Annotated in this window: 11 protein-coding genes and 5 pseudogenes; 12 read left to right on the top strand and 4 right to left on the bottom strand. The window is 49.5% G+C overall.

From position 1 onward, the window contains the following. The first annotated feature begins 18 nt into the window (after window positions 1-18). From lysS to ABDK09_20650, 3 genes and pseudogenes are all read left to right on the top strand, one after another. A pseudogene (gene lysS / locus ABDK09_20660) lies at window positions 19-1,552 on the top strand (lysine--tRNA ligase). A gap of 265 nt (window positions 1,553-1,817) precedes the next feature. Further along, window positions 1,818-3,153, top strand: a pseudogene (vpsR, locus tag ABDK09_20655) (cyclic-di-GMP-binding transcriptional regulator VpsR). Between the two features lie 490 nt (window positions 3,154-3,643). Continuing rightward, window positions 3,644-3,895 carry a DUF1127 domain-containing protein gene (locus tag ABDK09_20650; GenBank protein ID XAW89210.1) on the top strand — a complete coding sequence of 84 codons (252 nt, stop codon included), beginning with the start codon at window positions 3,644-3,646 and terminating at the stop codon, window positions 3,893-3,895. Between the two features lie 50 nt (window positions 3,896-3,945). Here the strand turns inward: ABDK09_20650 and ABDK09_20645 are convergent. Then, a pseudogene (locus ABDK09_20645) lies at window positions 3,946-4,981 on the bottom strand (NADP(H)-dependent aldo-keto reductase). 260 nt (window positions 4,982-5,241) lie between these two features. Here ABDK09_20645 and ABDK09_20640 point away from each other — a divergent pair. Then, entirely contained in the window at window positions 5,242-5,553 is a 312-nt protein-coding gene (locus ABDK09_20640; protein ID XAW89209.1) for a DUF6482 family protein, read from the top strand. Between the two features lie 85 nt (window positions 5,554-5,638). Here the strand turns inward: ABDK09_20640 and mutH are convergent, their stop codons facing one another. Beyond that, complete coding sequence (gene mutH / locus ABDK09_20635) at window positions 5,639-6,304, bottom strand: DNA mismatch repair endonuclease MutH (protein XAW89208.1); 666 nt, start codon at window positions 6,302-6,304, stop codon at window positions 5,639-5,641. Window positions 6,305-6,924: 620 nt separating this feature from the next. On the opposite strand from mutH, the gene rppH reads away from it, so the two are divergent. From rppH to ABDK09_20610, 5 genes and pseudogenes are all read left to right on the top strand, one after another. Then, on the top strand, window positions 6,925-7,443 hold the full coding sequence (gene rppH, locus ABDK09_20630; GenBank protein ID XAW89207.1) for an RNA pyrophosphohydrolase: 519 nt from the start codon (window positions 6,925-6,927) through the stop codon (window positions 7,441-7,443). A 2-nt stretch (window positions 7,444-7,445) separates the two neighbouring features. Next, window positions 7,446-9,693: pseudogene (gene ptsP, locus ABDK09_20625) on the top strand (phosphoenolpyruvate--protein phosphotransferase). A 9-nt stretch (window positions 9,694-9,702) separates the two neighbouring features. Continuing rightward, window positions 9,703-10,497: a sulfite exporter TauE/SafE family protein gene (locus tag ABDK09_20620; GenBank protein XAW89206.1), complete on the top strand. Its 795-nt coding sequence runs from the start codon at window positions 9,703-9,705 to the stop codon at window positions 10,495-10,497. A 32-nt stretch (window positions 10,498-10,529) separates the two neighbouring features. After that, on the top strand, window positions 10,530-11,345 hold the full coding sequence (gene lgt, locus ABDK09_20615; GenBank protein ID XAW89205.1) for a prolipoprotein diacylglyceryl transferase: 816 nt from the start codon (window positions 10,530-10,532) through the stop codon (window positions 11,343-11,345). 9 nt (window positions 11,346-11,354) lie between these two features. Beyond that, window positions 11,355-12,206, top strand: coding sequence for a thymidylate synthase (locus ABDK09_20610; protein ID XAW89204.1), 852 nt, complete (start codon window positions 11,355-11,357; stop codon window positions 12,204-12,206). 177 nt (window positions 12,207-12,383) lie between these two features. Here the strand turns inward: ABDK09_20610 and ABDK09_20605 are convergent, their stop codons facing one another. Further along, window positions 12,384-13,532 carry a Na/Pi symporter gene (locus ABDK09_20605; protein XAW89203.1) on the bottom strand — a complete coding sequence of 383 codons (1,149 nt, stop codon included), beginning with the start codon at window positions 13,530-13,532 and terminating at the stop codon, window positions 12,384-12,386. A gap of 416 nt (window positions 13,533-13,948) precedes the next feature. On the opposite strand from ABDK09_20605, the pseudogene nhaR reads away from it, so the two are divergent. Next, window positions 13,949-14,840: pseudogene (gene nhaR / locus ABDK09_20600) on the top strand (transcriptional activator NhaR). A 253-nt stretch (window positions 14,841-15,093) separates the two neighbouring features. Next, window positions 15,094-15,390: a metalloregulator ArsR/SmtB family transcription factor gene (locus tag ABDK09_20595; protein XAW89202.1), complete on the top strand. Its 297-nt coding sequence runs from the start codon at window positions 15,094-15,096 to the stop codon at window positions 15,388-15,390. A gap of 255 nt (window positions 15,391-15,645) precedes the next feature. Here ABDK09_20595 and rpsT read toward each other — a convergent pair whose 3' ends face one another. Further along, window positions 15,646-15,906 carry a 30S ribosomal protein S20 gene (gene rpsT / locus ABDK09_20590; protein ID XAW89201.1) on the bottom strand — a complete coding sequence of 87 codons (261 nt, stop codon included), beginning with the start codon at window positions 15,904-15,906 and terminating at the stop codon, window positions 15,646-15,648. Window positions 15,907-16,164: 258 nt separating this feature from the next. On the opposite strand from rpsT, the gene murJ reads away from it, so the two are divergent. Further along, a complete protein-coding gene (gene murJ, locus ABDK09_20585) occupies window positions 16,165-17,727 on the top strand; it encodes a murein biosynthesis integral membrane protein MurJ (protein ID XAW89200.1) in 1,563 nt (520 codons plus the stop codon). The last annotated feature ends 32 nt before the right edge of the window (window positions 17,728-17,759 follow it).

Below are 17,759 nucleotides of genomic sequence, written 5' to 3'. Positions count from 1 at the left end.
AAACAGGGTACATGCAAAATGACTGATGCTGTTCAAAATGAAACGAATCAAGCACAAATCACGCAGGAAGAAAACAAACTGATTGCAGAGCGTCGCAGTAAGTTAGAGCATATCCGTCAAGGTTGTAAGGCGAACGGTCATCCGAATGATTTCCGTCGTGACAGCCTGGCGGGCGATCTGCAAGCCGAGTTCGGTGAAAAGAGCAAAGAAGAGCTGGAAGCGCTGAATCACGTCGTTGCGATTGCAGGTCGTGTGATGGCAAAACGTGGTCCTTTCCTAGTAATCCAGGAAACCTCTGGCCGCATTCAGGCTTACGCATCGAAAGACGTACAAAAAGCCCTCAAAGAGCAGTACCACGGTCTGGATATCGGCGATATCGTTGGTGTTAAAGGCGCACTGCACAAATCAGGCAAAGGCGATCTGTACGTTAACATGGAAGAGTACGAGCTGCTGACCAAAGCGCTGCGTCCTCTGCCGGAAAAATTCCACGGTCTGACTGACCAGGAAATGCGTTACCGTCAGCGTTACGTCGATCTGATCGTCAACGAAGATTCACGCCACGCGTTTATTATCCGTTCTAAGCTGGTGGCTGCTATCCGTAACTTTATGAGTTCAAAAGGTTACCTGGAAGTAGAAACCCCGATGATGCACGTGATCCCGGGTGGTGCGACTGCACGTCCGTTCGTAACTCACCACAACGCGCTGGATATCGATATGTACCTGCGTGTCGCTCCTGAACTGTACCTCAAGCGTCTGGTTGTGGGTGGTTTCGACCGTGTATTCGAAATCAACCGTAACTTCCGTAATGAAGGTCTGTCACCACGTCATAACCCTGAATTCACCATGATGGAATTCTACCAGGCGTACGCAGATTACAAAGATCTGATGGATCTGACGGAAGAGATGCTGAGCACGGTTGCGCTGAATGTACTGGGTTCAACTTCAATGCCTTACGGTGATGAGACGGTTGAGTTTGGTGGTACTTACGCGCGCATGAGCATGCTGGAAGCGATTAAGCACTACAACCCGAATCATGCGGATATTCAGGCACTGGATTACGATAAAGTTCAGGATCGTGCCCACATGGTCGCGATCGCGAAATCTGTGCATGTTGAGGTAGAGCCGTTCTGGACCTGTGGTCAGCTGCTGGAAGAGATCTTTGGTGAAACGGCTGAGCCAAAACTGATTCAGCCGACCTTCATCACCGGCTACCCGGCAGACATTTCACCGCTGGCACGTCGTAACGACGAGTTTCCCGTTCATCACTGACCGCTTCGAGTTCTTCATCGGCGGCCGCGAAGTTGCCAACGGCTTCTCGGAACTGAATGATGCTGAAGATCAGGATGCGCGTTTTAAAGCTCAGGTTGAAGCAAAAGATGCGGGTGATGATGAAGCGATGTTCTACGATGCGGACTACATTACTGCGCTGGAACATGGTCTGCCACCAACAGCTGGTCAGGGTATCGGTATCGACCGTCTGGCGATGCTGTTCACCAACACGCACACGATCCGGGATGTGATCTTGTTCCCAGCAATGCGTCCTCAGGCGTAACTGCTAAAAACATCAATAAAAGCCGCCAGTTATGGCGGCTTTTTTGTTTATGATGGTTTTCTGTTTTTGCCGGATGAATTTTCACCGTCATTTTTCGAAGCAAGATTGCGCTTTTGCGTTATTGAGCGCTAGAAAGTTTTCAATTTCCTTTATAGTCTTATGTTTAAGACAGACTCCACTCACAAGTGCCGTTAATGTAGCGTCAGTGGTGAAAGTGCCAAAAGTCGCACTGGATAAAAATGGTATAAAAATAAGGAATCAGTTGATGGGTACTCAATTCCGCATGGACTCCGTGCCGGGCTCATTGATCGTAGTCGGTGGTACCTACGAGCCCTGGTTGTCGGTTTTAGAACAAGTAGGATGGCGTTGCACGCAGTGCGCGGATCTGCGTAAAGCCGATCTGCTGTTTTCTGAAACAGGGCCATGTATTGGTATTGTGGATCTCAGCCACGATGAATTCAGCCTTAATGGCATTGCCAATCTGGTCAGCAGCCATAAACAAGTGCGCTGGCTGGCGTTTATTCGTGAGTCTCAGCTTAGCTCAGATACGATCTGCCAGTTTATCGTCAACTTCTGTATCGACTTCTTTACGGCCCCGATCCCGGATGCCCAGTTGCTGAGTACTATCGGTCACCAGCTCGGGATGCTCAAGCTGGAGAAAAAGGTCTGGCCGCATTTTGGTGCGAACGGTGACATGGGGCTGATGGGCGATTCGATCCCGGTTAAGCGCCTGCGCGATCAAATCAAGCGTATCGGTCCGACCGACGTCAGTATCCTTATCTATGGTGAGAATGGCTCCGGCAAGGGCAGTGTGGCGAAAGCGATTCACAAAACCTCAGCCCGGGCGCAGAAACCGTTTGTCTCGGTGAACTGTCGTGCGATGTCAGAAAGCCGCCTCGAATGCGAAACTGTTTGGTATCGGGTGTGATGATCAAGCGGCGACACCGCTGCTTTATCAGGCCGATGGCGGCACCTTGCTGCTCAACGATATTCTCACTATGCCAAAGAGCCAGCAGCTTAATCTGTTGCGTTTCCTGCAGGAAGGGACGGTGGAAACGGCGCAGGGCATGAAGGCGGTGGATGTGCGTATTCTGGCCGCGAATGCCTCGGATATTGAGAAAGCGCTGATCGACGGTGATTTTAACGAAGAGCTCTACCATTACATCAATGTGCTGCGCATTAATGTCCCCAGTCTTAAAGAGCGCGCCGGTGACATCGGTATTTTGGCGAAGCATTTTCTGGTGGAGTACTCCAAAGAGTACAATGCACAGGCGCGCAGTTTTTCTGAAGATGCGATGCGTGCGCTGACCCGCTACCACTGGCCGGGTAATGTCCGTGAGCTGATGAATCAGATTAAGCGCGTCGTGCTGATGTCGGATTCAGTGATGCTGGAAGAGTCGGATCTTGACCTGCCGAAGCGTGGTGACGGTAAGCGCAGTCTGAAAAGCATTCGTGAGCGCAGCGAGCGTGATGCCTTGTTACTGGTACTGGAATCCCATTCCGGCCAGGTCTCTACTGCGGCGAAGGAGCTTGGTGTGTCGCGTGCCACCATGTACCGATTGCTCAATAAACACAATCTGATTTCGGACGGGTCATTTTAATCGACTGTAAAAAGCCACTTCGGTGGCTTTTTTTATCGCTGATAAAATACTCAAACAGTGAAAAGTATTGCATAAGATAAATCAATGGATTGCTTTTCGTTATATACAACTGGTGATGGGCTTGATCTTGGCTGGATGAATTGTTTTAGCTACTAAACAAGATTAAGGGTTGAAGAATATCGTCAGTTGATTATTATTTAACCGTAAGCCTAGCTTACTGAAAACACACTTCTTTTTGGATTAATGACTTGCTGGGAAGCGCAATATGACATCGTTCAATTTTGTTCATCTGCATCGCGCTTTCCATCATGCTATCAAACCTGTGACCGCCGTTGTGGTGGCGCGAGGCCATGATCGCCTGATTTCAGCATCGTCGTAAATTAATCCGTACCCTGTCAGGCTGCGGAAAACAGCCGCGCACAGGGATTGCCATTTTTTACCCGCCGTCAGGTCTGTTTTCCCAGTCACAATTGATAACTGGAGAAACATCATGCGTCATTCAATTTATCTGCAGCTGGCTACCCTGTTACTGCGAGCCGACCTCCGCCGTGAAGAGCGCGCCTGGAAACGTAAAGTGCGTCGCAGTGCTTATGATTTGCCCTGGCATAATACCCATTTGCTGAAAGATATCGGTTTACAGCCGGACGGTCGTCCGATTGGTCATAGTGAGCCGGATGAAGTCAAAGTGGAACGCCGTGTGCGTCATCTGCGCCGGATACTCAGTGCGCGAATACCGACGTAACGGTCCGGGGCTGGCTTATCGCCAGCTCCGGATTACCGTCATGATCCCAATTATGGGCAAGGATTGGAGTACTGGATGCCAATCTCTTCAATTTTAGCCATCAGCTCATCGCTGAGCACCACATCCAGGCTGTCGATGTTTGATTTCAACTGATCAAGATTGGTGGCACCGATAATATTCGAGGCAACAAACGGACGTTGATTGACGAATGCCAGCGCCATCTGAGCCGGATCCAGACCGAACTCGCGGGCCAGATTCACGTACGCTTCAGTTGCCTTGAGACCCTGAGGGGTAAAGTAACGTTTGAAACGCTCGTACAGGCTGCAGCGCGCGCCTTGCGGCCGTGCACCGTTGAGATATTTACCGCTCAGCACGCCGAATGCCATGGGGGAATAGGCCAGCAGCTTAACCCCTTCGTAATGGCTGATTTCTGACAAGCCGACTTCAAAACTGCGATTGAGCAGGTTGTACGGGTTCTGGATCGAGACCATGCGTGGCAGATCGTGCTTTTCGGCCAGACGCAAATAGGTCATCAGACCCCAGGGTGTTTCATTCGATACGCCGATATAACGAACCTTGCCCATCCGCACCAGATCGTTAAGTGCTTCAAGGGTTTCTATCAGGGTAATTTCCGACTGTTGATCTGAATCCGGATAGTTAAGCTGACCAAAGGTATTGGTGATACGTTGTGGCCAGTGCAACTGGTATAAATCGATGTAGTCTGTTTTGAGGCGGCTCAGGCTGTCATCAATCGCCTGATGAATATTGCGGTGATCGAGTGCCATATTATCGCGAATGTGCGGTACGTTACGCGGACCGGCAACTTTCGTCGCCAGCAGTACTTTTTCACGCTTACCGGATTTCTCCAGCCAGTTACCGATAAATTGTTCCGTTTTGCCCTGAGTTTCTGCTTTCGGGGGCACGGGATACATTTCTGCAGTATCAATAAAATTGATCCCGCGCTCCAGGGCGTAATCGAGCTGACTGGAGGCTTCTGCCTGCGTATTTTGCTCCCCGAATGTCATGGTTTCCGAGGCACAGTTTACTGACTTCAAGGCTTGAGTGAGGCAGTTTAGTGTATTGCATAATCCTTCCTTGTCTGAGTGCAAACAGAGAGCTGATCCTTATCGTCCATGAGCCGTATCAGACTTAACTCTGATCAGAGGCGTACAGGCTGAATGGATAGCACGTTGAAACACATCGGCTTTTAATCTCAATTCCACTATAAGCCATCCGTCAGGGCAAAAGGAAATGAAATTTGTTCGCACACCGGGTGCGGAGCCCGGTATGGCAAAAGATTGAGCCTGGTTATGAGTCGGCTACACTGGATAGAAAGGGGGTGATGTATGCACAAACAACAACTGGATAAATGGTTGCATGGTAATCATAAGCCGGGGGCAACCCTGCCCAAGGTGTATGTCATAGGATGTGCTGATGCCACGCACTACACGGTTGGGGTCGAAGTCAGACACCAGATTGAACCTTTAATGAAAGGAGATGAGCCGATGCATTTCTCTTCGTTGGAGGCCGCTAAACAGGAATTGGCCCAGCTTGGATTTGCTCAGGCCTACCTGCGTATGAGCTGCGCTTACGAAGAGTGTGGTTTGGAGGGAGGGCAGAGATACAGTGAGATCCCTCTGCCGTTAACCCGTCACTAGACTGATTTGCTGCAGGCAGTCCACAGAGGCCTGCCTGCACTGTTATTACAGTTGAACAAGTGTCTGATTCGGCAAACGCTTCGTCTCAGGCGTAATACGAAGCCAGGATCCGGGCGGTAAACTGGGTACGCAGATAAAAACCACGCGGCAGAGTGCGAATCGGTTTGCCATTGCTGCCATAAGCTTCCGTTTTGACCTTACCATTGGCCGCTTTGGGCCTCAGCTGCAGGACTTCACCATGGCGGGCGGTGATCTGGCCGACCTTGCCCAGCACGATAAACTCCATCAGCTCTTCCCAGTCTGCTTTTAGCATCGCTTCTTCTTGCGCCGACGGACTCCAGATCAGCGGCGATCCGACCCGGCGCTGGGCAAGTGGAATCTCCCGCTCACCTTCAACCGGTATCCACAATACACGCGATAACTTATGGCGTACATGGCTCTGTTCCCAGGTCAGTCCGTGTATTCCGGTCAGCGGAGCCACACAAACAAAGGTGGTTTCCAGTGGCTTACCGCTGTAGCTGATAGGAATACTTTTCAGCTCGATGCCCAGTTTGGCAAAATCCTGTTCCGGTTTACTGCCGGCACTGGCGCCTAAATGCCATTCCAGTAATTGTCCGACCCAGCCTTTGTCACGGGTAAGATCTTTGGGCACTGGCATTGCTGCTTCCGCGGCCAGATCGGAAAAGCTGACACCGGCGATTTGCCAGGCCCGATCGAGTAATTCTTGTTCGCTCTGGGGTTCAGGTTTCATAAAGCGTACTGCAGTCGTAAAAAGCCAATAGTAACAAAAAATGGCTGGCAGAGGATCATGCAGACAAATTGATCAAAGTGGATAAAAGATCATCATAACTATAGTTATCCACAGGACATGGTGTCTATTTGGCGAAATTCATGGAGTATGTATGCATGAACAGGGGTTTATAAGGGGTATTTGTTCTTTTTCAGGCAGATTAAAAGTGTATCTTTACGGATCTGTGTGGATAACAGCTAGGTTGGTGGATCTTTGAGCACTGTTGGTTTTTGAATGATCTTTCGACACTTGCCCTGATGTGATAATAAAGATAGTTCGTATTATTTATTGATATTTAAGGTTTTATTGATGTTTTTGTGATTTTTGTCCAATCTGGTGATGTGACTCAATTCAGGCGTTTTTGCACAGTTCACACTCTTCTTCACATGGTTATTCACAGAAAACGTGAATAAATGTGGTCCATATCTCACTCTTTTGTTGATAACTTAAAATTTGAACAAAAGTTATTCAATTATGCACTTGTCAGCGATAAATATTAGGTGAATCACATTAGTTAGTTTGCTCCTGTTGGGGATATGTGGAAAAATCAAAGCAATTAAGATTTTAATAGAGGTTTGCCAGTGATAGATGGCGATGGTTACCGGCTTAACGTCGGTATTGTGATTTGTAACAACCATGGTCAGGTATTCTGGGCGAAACGATACGGACAACACTCATGGCAATTTCCCCAGGGCGGAATCGATGAGGGTGAATCTCCTGAACAGGCAATGTACCGGGAGCTTTACGAAGAGGTTGGTTTAACAAAAAAAGATGTCAAAATCATTGCAACCAGTCGTCATTGGCTCCGTTACAAACTGCCAAAACGTCTGGTTCGGTGGGACTCTCAGCCGGTCTGTATCGGACAAAAACAGAAATGGTTCTTACTGCGTTTGGATTGCGATGAAGCTAAAATTAACATGCAACGTGGAAGCACCCCTGAATTTGATGGTTGGCGCTGGGTGAGTTACTGGTATCCAGTCAGACAAGTGGTCTCTTTTAAGCGTGATGTGTATCGTCGTGCCATGAAAGAGTTTGCGTCATTAGCGATGCCGTTTAGAGAACGAAAAGTGAAAGGTAAGCGCAAAAATCGAAGAGGATAGCGATGCTCTCTCAGCTACGGGATATAGTTGAACAAGTTTCAAAGGTAGAAGACGTCTATCAGGCGTTGGATATTTTTGTAAAGCAGACATGCAGTGCGATGAGCACTGAATGTTGTACTGTCTATCTCGCGAATGAGGAGATGCATCGTCTCGAACTGATGGCAACCCAGGGCCTGAAGTTTAAAGGTGATAAGATCCTGATTGACTTTGATGAAGGCCTGGTTGGCCTGGTCAAACGTTCTGCTGAGCCGATTAACCTGGCGGAAGCGTCTAAACACCCCAATTTCAAATATTTCAAACAGCTTGGTGAAGAGGTGTACCAGTCGTTTCTTGGTACCCCGATCATTTACCGCAAGCAGGTGCTGGGCGTGCTGGTTGTGCAGCAAAAATCGCCGCGTCTGTTCAGCGAAATGGAAGTCTCTTTCCTGGTGACTCTGGCGGCGCAGCTGGCAGTGATTATTGCCCATGCCCAGACTCAGGGCCACTGGCTGCTGAGTAAAAAGCAGCAGGCAATCAGCGGTATCCCGGCTTCATCCGGGGTGGCGATTGGCGAGCTGTGGTGGGATGACTCACAGCCACAACTGTACGATGTTGCCCCTGCTTCTACACTTGATATGGATCGTGAACAGGAATGGCTGGCGCGTGCGATTGAAAGTGCACTGGGCGATTTTCGTAAAATGCGCAAAAAGCTCGACAGTGAAATCAATAAAGAAGCCCTGGCGATCTTCGATTTGTTTACCCACTTACTCAACGATCCGATGTTGCGTAAGGATCTTAAAGCGCAGATCCTCAAGGGAGATCGCGCGGACTGGGCGCTGCGTCAGGTGGTGGAAGCTTACTCCAACCGTTTTGCCCGCATGTCCGATAACTACCTGCGTGAGCGGGCCCAGGATGTGCGTGAGCTGGGGCAGCGCTTGCTGTTTTTCCTCTACAACACCGAGCATGAACAGCAGCAGATCGACAAACCGATTATCCTGGTGGTACGCGAGCTGACGGCGTCGGTTTCTTGCCGCGATGCCAAAAGATAAGTTGCTGGCGGTGGTCTCGATAGAAGGGGCGGCTAACTCTCACGCGGCGATTTTATCGCGCGCGCTGGGGATCCCGGCCATAATGGGGGTATCGCTTAATCTTAAGCAGATTAACGGCAAAATCGGTATTGTCGATGGCTACAGCGGTAAGCTGTTTATCTCTCCGGCGCGCCAAATTCTGGCTGAATACCGTTCTTTGGCTAATGAAGAGCGTGAATTGTCGCAAATGGTCAATGAGGCCATGGAGGAGCCGGCGTTTACCGAAGACGGTCAGCGTATCGAATTGCTGCTCAACGCGGGCCTGAGTGCCGACACCAATATTGCGGTCAATCAGGGCGTCGATGGGGTCGGGCTATACCGTACCGAAATTTCTTTCCTGCTCCAGCACCGTTTCCCGTCCGAAGAGGAGCAGATTCAGCAATACAGCACAGTGCTCTCGGCCTATCCTGACAAGCGGGTGGTGATGCGTACGCTCGATATCGGCGGTGATAAACCTCTGCCTTACCTGCCGATTGAAGAGGATAACCCGTTCCTGGGTTGGCGCGGAATTCGTTTTACCCTCGATCACCCGGACATCTTTCTTATTCAGCTGCGGGCCATGTTACGCGCCAGTTGTGACCATCATAACCTGAGCATTCTGCTGCCGATGATTTCTGGTACCAAGGAGCTCGATGATGCGCTCAAGCTGATTCATCAGGCCTATGAAGAGAGCGCTAAACTCGATGCCCGGGTGCGTATGCCGGAAATCGGCATCATGGTCGAAGTGCCCTCTATGTTGTATCTGTTGCCGTTGATCGCCGATAAAATCGATTTTGTTTCTGTGGGAACCAATGACCTGACCCAGTATATGTTGGCCGTCGACCGGAACAATTCCCGGGTTGCTGATGTCTATGAATCGATGCATCCCGCGGTGGTGATGGCACTTAAGCAGATCCAGCAGACCTGTGAACGTCACAACATTCCGGTTTGTGTGTGTGGTGAGCTGGCGGGTGACCCGATTGGCTCGCTACTCTTGATTGGTCTGGGCTATCAGGCGCTGAGCATGAACACGTCCAACGTGGCTCGGGTTAAATATCTGATTCGTCATTCTGAGCTGACTGAACTGACCGCGCTTGCTGACAAAGCGCTGATGCAACCTTATGGTAAAGAAATTTATAATATGATGCTGGCTTATTTCGAGGACAAAGGTTTTGCCGGCTTCGTACGTGCGGGAAAAAAATAGGAACAGAATGTGAATATAGAATTAATGGCCCTGTTGCTGTTATTGGGGTCAGTAGTCGGTGTGCTGGCGGGTTTGCTGGGCATCGGCGGCGGGTTGGTGGTTGTACCGGCTCTGCTGTTTCTGTTGCCTTATGCCGGAATTGCACCGGACATTATCATGCAATTGGCTTTGGCGACCTCGCTCGCCACCATCATAGTGACCTCGGGTTCATCTGCTATTAATCATCTTAAACTGGGTAATGTCGACATGTTTGTCGTCAAGTGGTTATTGCCCGGCGTGCTGGTCGGTGGTTTTCTCGGTTCGGTGATTGCAGAATGGATCCCAAGTGAGTATCTGCCGAAAGTATTCGGTGTCATTGTTCTGCTGCTGGCACTGCAGATGTTCCGCTCAATCAAATCAACCCGCTCGCGACCGATGCCGGGTGCGGCCCTGACGGCGTTGTACGGCAGCGGTATCGGTATTGTCTCCAGCCTGGCCGGGATTGGCGGCGGTTCTTTGTCAGTGCCTTTTCTTAATCACCACGGCGTCGAGATGCGAAAAGCGGTCGGTTCCTCTTCTGTGTGTGGTTTTATGATTGCGATTGCCGGCATGCTCGGTTTTGTGTTGCATGGCATTCATGCCCAAGGGCTGCCTCAGTACAGTGTGGGCTATGTTTATCTGCCTGCGCTGGTGGCTATTGCATCAACCTCAATGCTGACCACCCGGATCGGTGCCCGGTTGGCTACCCGTTTACCTACCGCGGTTCTGAAGCGTTTCTTTGCCGTTTTTCTGATGTTCGTCGCTGTATCTATGTTGATGCAATAATCTGATTTATCCAAACAAGAGAATACTAATTTATGTCTCAGGGCTATTTTGAGTTTCCTAATATTGACCCCGTCATTTTTTCTATCGGGCCGGTTTCTGTGCGCTGGTACGGCATGATGTATCTGGTTGGTTTCCTGTTTGCTATGTGGCTGGCTAACCGCCGGGCCGATAAGCCGGGAAGTGGCTGGAATCGTGAGCAGGTGTCTGATCTGTTGTTTGCAGCTTTCCTTGGGGTCGTGATCGGCGGCCGGGTTGGCTATGTGCTGTTCTACAACTTCGAGATGTTCCTTGATGACCCGCTTTACCTGTTTAAAGTGTGGACCGGCGGCATGTCATTTCATGGCGGTCTGCTTGGCGTTATTACGGCCATGTTCTGGTATGCGCATAAAAATAAGCGCACCTTGTTTGGTGTGGCGGATTTTGTCGCGCCGCTGGTGCCGTTTGGCCTGGGTATGGGCCGCTTAGGTAATTTTATGAATGGCGAACTATGGGGACGAGCGACCGATCTGCCGTGGGGGGTTGTGTTCCCGGGGGCGGGTCCGTTCCCGCGTCATCCATCCCAGTTGTACGAATTTGCTCTGGAAGGTGTGGTGCTGTTCTTTATTCTCAACTGGTTTATTAAGAAGCCTCGTCCTTTAGGTTCGGTATCAGGGCTATTTTTGGCCGGATATGGTACATTCCGCTTCCTGGTTGAATTTGTCCGTGAACCGGATGCCCAGTTAGGCTTGTTTGGCGGCATCATTTCGATGGGACAAATTCTTTCCACACCAATGATTTTTGGCGGCGTACTCTTAATGGTATGGGCCTACAAACGCGGCCGGTTCCAAGATCAGGCTGCGGCGAAGTAAGGGTTAGTAGTGAAACAGTATTTAGATCTTTGTCAGCGCATCGTCGATGAAGGCGTATGGGTTGAGAATGAGCGCACCGGTAAACGTTGTCTGACGGTGATTAATGCCGATCTCACTTATGATGTGGCTAACAACCAGTTTCCACTGGTGACCACCCGGAAAAGCTTCTGGAAAGCGGCAGTGGCTGAGTTACTGGGCTATATTCGGGGTTATGACAGTGCGGAAGATTTTCGCAAACTGGGGACAAAAACCTGGGATGCGAATGCCAACCTCAATCAGGCATGGCTGAATAATCCGTATCGCAAAGGTGAGGATGACATGGGGCGGGTATACGGTGTACAGGGCCGTGCCTGGGCTAAGCCGGATGGCGGCCATATCGATCAGTTGAAAAAGATTGTTGATGACCTGAGTCGTGGCATCGATGACCGTGGCGAAATCCTTAATTTTTACAACCCGGGTGAATTTCACATGGGCTGTTTGCGTCCGTGTATGTACAGTCATCACTTTTCTCTGCTCGGTGACACCTTGTACTTGAACAGTACGCAGCGTTCGTGTGATGTTCCGCTCGGCCTGAACTTTAACATGGTTCAGGTGTATGCGTTTTTGGCCATCATGGCGCAGATTACCGGTCATAAACCGGGTCAGGCATTCCATAAGATTGTCAATGCGCATATCTATGAGGATCAGCTTGAGCTGATGCGTGATGTTCAGCTTAAGCGCGAGCCACTGACAGCGCCGCAGTTCCACATTAACCCGGATATTAAATCGTTGCACGATCTGGAAACCTGGGTGACGCTGGATGATTTTGAGGTCTCGGGGTATGAATTCCATGACCCGATTCAGTACCCGTTCTCTGTCTGAACTTGCTGTTCGATGAAATATAGAAAACGCCGCTTGTTAGCGGCGTTTTTTTGTCGGTGGCAACCTGTTTTTATCGGCGACAACTGGGCGACAACTGATAGTAAGGCTGATTCGTTCTGGATTCAGGTAATAAAAAAGCTCTCCCAGAGGAGAGCTTTTAGCCGAGTCAATGGCCACTTAAGAGCTCAGCGCCAGAATCACACCCGGCAGCAGGATAAACAGTGATAGCAAGTAAACGGCCACCACAGCTTTGTTTTTGACCGCCATTTCTGACAGTGCATCTGCGCCTTTCAGTGGCAGTTCGCGCAGGAAAGGAACGCCGTAAATCAGTACTGTGGCCAGGACGTTAAAGGTCAGGTGCACCAGAGCGATTTGCAGTGCAAATACCGCGAACTCACCGGAGACCGCTGTTGCTGCCAGCAGTGCAGTGATACAGGTACCAATGTTTGCGCCCAGAGTAAATGGATATACTTCGCGTACTTTCAGCACGCCAGTACCAACCAGAGGAACCATCAGACTGGTTGTGGTTGATGACGACTGAACCAATACCGTTACCACTGTACCAGAGAAAATACCGTGCAGCGGACCACGGCCAATCGCATTCTTCAGGATGTCACGGGCGCGACCCACCATCAGGCTCTTCATCAGTTTACCCATCACAGTGATAGCGACAAAGATGGTTGCAATACCCAGTACGATCAGGGCAATACCTCCCAGCATATCCCCGAACGAGGCAAACTGATCTTTCAGTGCGCTGATCACAGGTTTGGTGATTGGCTTAATGAAGTTGAGCCCTTTCATGCTCATGTCGCCCGTTGCCAGCAGAGGTGATACCAGCCAGTGGGAGATTTTTTCCAGAATGCCGAACATCATTTCCAGTGGCAGGAAGATGACGACTGCCAGCACGTTAAAGAAGTCATGGATCGTGGCACTGGCAAAGGCGCGCTTGAACTCTTCTTTACAACGCATGTGACCAAGACTGACCAGAGTGTTAGTGACGGTTGTACCGATATTGGCACCCATCACCATCGGAATAGCGGTTTCAACGGGCAGGCCTCCGGCAACCAGACCGACGATAATAGAAGTTACGGTACTGGAAGACTGAATCAGTGCGGTTGCAACCAGGCCTATCATCAGGCCGGCAATCGGATGGGAGGCAAATTCAAACAGGACTTTAGCCTGATCACCTGTGGCCAGTTTAAAGCCACTGCCCACCATAGCCACCGCTAATAGCAGCAGATACAGCATGAAACCCAAGTTTGCCCAGCGCAGCCAACGAGTGGTACTTGAAATTGGCGCCGCTGCGGAAGTTGCTTGGTTGATCATTGTTTTCTCCATTGACCTTTGGATATTGTGTGGTCGGTTGTTGAATCTGTGCGCGATAGTAGAACGTGAATATTGCAGTAATATGACAGATTGCTTTCAAATCGAGTGGTTTATCATTTAGCTCGTTTTTTGTACTTTATGGTTCTGTTGGTTGTTTTGTAATTAACTGTTTTTAAGTTATTTTTTTGGATTGGGTCTGCGAGTGAGGACGTGAAAAAATTTTAACGCTCAGCTCATTTTTAGCCATTTGGGCGGCAAGGTTTATGTCAGTACTGTCATATTAAAAGGTAGATAATTCGTGATTGCTGAGTGTTTCGTCCTTTTAATTCGAAAATACCGAATATCTTGCGAAGCAGTCAGGGCTTCTGTTATAAACAAAACTCACTTACTAGGTTTATCAATGACTGGCAATTACTATGTCTCATCTTAATTACAATCATCTTTACTATTTTTGGATGGTGTGCAAACAAGGTTCAGTGACCAAAGCCGCGGATGCACTGTTTCTGACGCCGCAAACGGTGACCGGCCAGATTAAAGCGCTGGAAGAACGCATGGCGGGCAAGCTGACGAAGCGCAACGGACGCAGCCTTGAGCCGACGGAAACTGGGCCAGTTAGTCTTTAAATATGCCGACCGTATGTTTGGCCTCAGTTACGAGATGCTGGATATTGTCAATTACAGTCAGCGCAATAATGTGTTGTTTGATGTGGGCGTAGCGGATGCCCTGTCGAAAAGACTGGTGAGCAAAATCCTGATGACCACAGTGCCGGATGACAACAGTATCCATTTACGCTGTTTTGAGTCGACTCACGAAATGCTGCTGGAGCAGTTATCGCAACATAAACTGGATATGATCTTGTCGGATTGCCCGGTGGATTCCGGTCAGAGCCCGGGCTTATTCAGTAAAAAACTCGGTGAGAGTCATATGGGCTTTTTTTCCAGCGGCAGTTTGGATAACAGTGATTATCCGGCGGTACTGGAACAGCGTAAACTACTGATCCCGGGCAGTCGTACCGCGATGGGGAGAAAAGTACGCCAGTGGTTTGATCATCAGGGAATCCAGCCCAATATTCTGGGCGAATTTGATGATGCAGCGCTAATGAAAGCCTTTGCCCGCTATCATCCCGAGGTGATTTTTATGGCTCCGCTGATGTATATGAATGAGATGGAGCAGGAATTGTCGCTGCAACTGGTCAGTCGGATTGAAGAAATTAAAGAGGAATACTACGTTATTTTTGCCGAAAGAATGATTCAGCATCCGGCGGTAAAGAATGTTTATGATGCTGATTTCAGCAATTTATTTGAATGAATATTTTATTACTGTTTATAAATAGATTACTATCACGCCACTGATAATGTCTTTGTAACCGCTTTCTTGGGCAATGATGATGTCGGTAATTTGAGGCGAACTGATGGACAGTCCGGGTTTTTGGACCCAGATTGTGGGATATCCATCATGACGGAAGTACGTAAGTAACTTGGCGGTCAAGGACGCAGGCCGTTTGTGAATAAAAATAAATGCCATGGTTTGGCTTAAACGGTTATGTCAAAGAGGCTTACTCATGAACCTACAAGAAATGGAACAAAACTCCGCCCAGGCAGTGGTGCTGTTAAAGGCGATGGCGAATGAGAGACGACTGCAGATCCTATGCTTACTGCATAATCAGGAGCTATCCGTAGGGGAACTGTGTGGCAGACTGGAATTGAGTCAGTCAGCGTTGTCACAGCATTTGGCCTGGCTGAGAAGGGATGGTTTAGTTGAGACGCGTAAAGAAGCACAAACTGTGTATTACACGCTCAGCAGTGATGAAGTAAAGTTGATGATTGAGTTGCTGCATCGGTTGTACTGCGAGTCTTAATCAGGTCGTAGTGCCAGCGTTTTTGCTGTTATCCGTAGACAAACAGACAGACAGGTTACGGAGATAAGAGCGCTGGGGCTACCGCTTACTGGCTGATAACGCGTTGGTGCGGTTATTGACCATTGAATCGGATGTGATGGATTGACTCGATAATAAATGAAATCGAATCAGTATGATGGGTTTGATTCTAAATGACAGGCAATAAAAAAACCGGCAAAAGCCGGTTTTTTTTATCACTGGGTTATCAAGTTCTGATTACAGAGCTTTGATAGCAGCAGCGAAACGAGACTTATGACGAGCTGCTTTATTCTTGTGAATAAGGCCTTTAGTTGCCATACGGTCCAGGATTGGTGTAACAGCTGCGAATGCAGCAGTTGCGCCTTCTTTGTCGCCTGCAGCGATTGCAGCAACAGTTTTCTTCATGTAAGTGCGCATCATTGAACGACGGCTAGCGTTGTGCTGGCGACGTTTTTCAGATTGGATAGCGCGCTTCTTAGCAGATTTACAGTTTGCCAAGGGTCTAACTCCCAAAAACTTTAGTTCGGTGACAATTTAAGGGCCGGAAATATCCCCTATTTGCACTTAATTGTCAAATGATTTGTGCAAAAACCCATCTAAGCCAAACAAGTTTGGTATCGGAAGGTCTTCGCGGTTAAGATGGCGTGGATTCTAACAGTATTTTTTTGCCAATGCTAATACTTATCTGATCTCTCACTGACATTATTTAGTGGCAGGGAAAGATAATGTTGTTTTCGCGTATTTTTCGAGGTTACCGTGAGTAAACGCTTGCTCAAGTCAGGCATGATTGTCAGTGCCATGACGTTGATTTCGCGCGTCCTGGGCCTGGTTCGGGACATAGTGGTCGCGAACTTAATGGGCGCAGGAGCCAGTGCTGATGTCTTCTTCTTTGCCAACCGCATCCCTAATTTTTTACGTCGTCTGTTTGCTGAAGGTGCTTTTTCGCAAGCTTTTGTCCCGGTTCTGACCGAGTATCACGCCAGTGGTGACCTCAATAAAACCCGTGAACTGATCGCCAGAGCGTCGGGTACCTTGGGTGTGCTGGTCTCGATAGTGACGCTGAGCGGGGTACTTTGTTCCGGCGCGGTTACGGCTCTGTTCGGGGCGGGCTGGTTTCTGGACTGGCTCAATGACGGCCCGGCAGCACCCAAATTCGAGCTGGCCAGTTTTCTGCTTAAGATTACCTTTCCTTATCTCTGGTTTATCACCTTTGTTGCGCTGTCCGGGGCGGTATTGAATACTCTGGGCAAATTTGCCGTGTCGTCTTTTACGCCGGTATTTCTCAATGTCATGATGATCTTGTGTGCCTGGTTTGTTTCGCCAAACCTTGAGCAGCCAGAAGTCGGCCTGGCAATAGGGGTGTTTTTAGGCGGTCTGGTCCAGTTCCTGTTTCAGTTGCCGTTTTTAATCAAGGCCGGTGTGCTGGTGAAACCAAAATGGGGCTGGAAAGATCCTGGGGTGGTTAAAATTCGCACACTGATGATTCCGGCTTTATTTGGTGTTTCAGTCAGTCAGATCAACTTGTTGTTCGACTCTTTTGTCGCCAGTTTTCTGCATACCGGCTCGATCAGTTGGTTGTACTATTCAGATCGTCTGCTCGAGTTTCCGCTTGGTTTGTTCGGTATCGCCATCGCAACCGTCATTCTGCCGGCGTTATCGCGCAAACACGTCGATGCGCACAGCGATGGCTTTGCCCATACCATGGACTGGGGTGTGCGTATGGTGATCCTGCTGGGGATCCCGGCGATGCTTGGCCTGATGGTATTGGCCAAGCCGATGCTGATGGTGCTGTTTATGCGTGGTGAGTTTACGCCGCAAGATGTGCAGATGGCATCGGCGTCACTGCTGGCCTATTCGGCCGGCCTGCTCAACTTTATGCTGATTAAAGTTCTGGCGCCGGGCTATTACTCACGTCAGGATACGCGAACCCCGGTTCGTTACGGCATCGTTGCGATGCTGAGCAACATAGTGTTCAATGCCATCTTCGCCTGGTTTTACGGCTATGTCGGCCTGGCGGCGGCAACTGCGTTGTCTGCCTTCATTAATATGGCGCTGTTATACCGTGGCCTGCATCTGCAGGGGGTATACCGGGTCTCGGCACAGACCATCCGCTTTATTATCCGTCTGGCACTGGCCGGGGGCGCTATGGTCGCAGCCATTCTGTGGCAGATGCAGGCCATGTCGGTCTGGCTGGATTGGGGACTGATGCAGCGTGGCCTGATGTTGACGGCCCTGATCGCTCTGGGGGCGATTGTTTATTTCCTCACCGCTTTGGTGCTGGGAATCCGGTTAAAAGATTTAAAAGCGGCGACAGATTAACGCTGATTAGGTTATAATCCGTCGGTTTCACA

The organism is Vibrio sp. CDRSL-10 TSBA (genome assembly GCA_039696685.1).
Lineage (GTDB): Bacteria > Pseudomonadota > Gammaproteobacteria > Enterobacterales > Vibrionaceae > Vibrio.
Note: the sequence above shows the minus strand (reverse complement) of the source record. Positions and strands in the feature narration are given on the sequence as shown.